This is a genomic window from Arthrobacter sp. Dra40 (assembly GCF_059091905.1).
This window is the reverse complement of record NZ_JBNHHB010000457.1, coordinates 1-1,675: the sequence shown is the minus strand read 5'-3', so window position 1 is coordinate 1,675 and position 1,675 is coordinate 1. Positions and strand designations below refer to the sequence as shown.

The following is a 1,675-nucleotide window of genomic DNA, read 5'->3' as shown; positions in this document are numbered from 1 at the left end:
GGGTGTGGGAGAGTAGGTCACCGCCGGACATTCTTTACACAAGGGAAGGCCCCGCCAACGACGGCGGGGCCTTCCCCCGTTAACCCACCAACCACCCATGCCCCCGGTCGCCGGACGGGGGAGGCCGAACGGGCCGGGCGTGACCCGGTCCCCGATTCGAGGGACGTGTTCTCTGGTTCCGGCCCCGTCGGATCGGGACGCGTCCTGGTTCTGACGGCTGCAGGCCCGGGCAGTCGATTCCGGCCCAACCTACACAGGCCGCACTTCTATTCCGGCAGTGGACCGGAGCGTCCCGGGGGCCGCGCCTCGCGGGGTGGTGGGCATCGAGGTCGGTCTCGTGCTTGCAGGCCTTCCGCTGTCGATGGCGGCCTGCATAGCAGGTGGTTTGTCGGCCATTGAAGCTTCCGGAGGTGTTGGCGTCAGCCTGACTGCCATTTGTGTGGCTGGACTAGCCACGGTTTAGCGATGCCGGCGGTAACGGAGGCCGACGATCCCCTTGCCGCGTCCCGTGCCGGAAACCAGGTCGAGCATTCGTCGATCAAGTCGAGCTCCATGAGCGACCGCCAGAGACAGCACCGCCCCAGAACACCATGTGGCCGTCGCCGCCACCCGGAGCTGGTCGATGTCTTTTGTCATGTCGCCAGCTGCGATGGTGTCGTTGGCCCGCATGGCTGTCATCAGGATCCGGAAGAGGCGACCTTACGGGCAGCGGTTCTCACGGTCTCAGTGAAGTCGTGCTCGGCAGCCGGCGGAAGGGCTGCGGCCATAACCTCCAAGCGGGCCGCCCATGATGTGCGCGTAGGCACTCTGGTAGAAATCGCTCTCTGCTTCAGAGGCCCAAGATCGGCGGGCAGGCTGAAGCAGAACGGAAGGTACTCGCTACCCTCGTCAGGGATAAGGCCGCTCCAACGACTACTACAGGAACTCCCACGAGATGAGCGTCCGCATGATCGGCACTCCTTGGTCTTGAATCGGCCAACGGCACGGCGCCCCTTGGCGTTGCGGTGGTCTCAGTGCTTACCGGCGACGTCGGTCGAGGCGTTGGCCCCGGTATCGCCTTCCGCGTAGGGCAGTGTTACGGATCCCAATAAGCCAACGCCGGCCGCTGGCTTTGTCATTCGTGAGGGACAGCGCCCTGACCGCTCCCGCGAGCCGCAGCCCTGAAAGGCTGGGGGAAATCCCCACCGCAGAGGCCAGGCGATTTCCTGACCGGTTCGACCCACCCTTGATGGCGAGGCCACCGACGTAGGCCCGAAAGAACGTCCGCATGGAGGCCGGCAGCGGAGCGCAAGTCCTTGCCGGCATCGCGTAACCGCAAGTCGACGCCGCGGGGAGTGATCAATCGCCACCACGTGCAGGGCAATGCGTTCCGTTGTCCAGGACCTGGCGCGTTACTGCAGTGCGATGCCCTCCACCCGTTCCGTCCGGCTTCGTCGGGGATGCCCTCCGATCTTGTGAGCGGGTGCACAGGGCGGTGTGTGGTCTCGGCGGGTGGTGCGGGGTGGTGTCGGGGGTGGCGGTTCCTTGTGGTGGCGGGCTTTTTGGGCGGGTGATTGGTTGGCGTGAGGGGGTGTGCGTGGGCGATTTGCGGGGATGCCGGGAGGGGTGTATTGTTTTCTGAGTCGCTGCTGCTGAAGCAGACAAAACAGCGGCCAAACCCCTTCAAAACATCACC

General features: G+C 65.1%; 1 protein-coding gene. It reads right to left on the bottom strand.

The window, feature by feature from the left end:
* Positions 1 to 459 precede the first annotated feature (459 nt).
* The gene (locus AC5RWT_RS37130) at positions 460 to 678 is read right to left on the bottom strand and encodes a hypothetical protein (RefSeq protein WP_494084577.1); all 219 of its coding nucleotides are present in this window, start codon (positions 676 to 678) and stop codon (positions 460 to 462) included.
* Positions 679 to 1,675 lie beyond the last annotated feature (997 nt).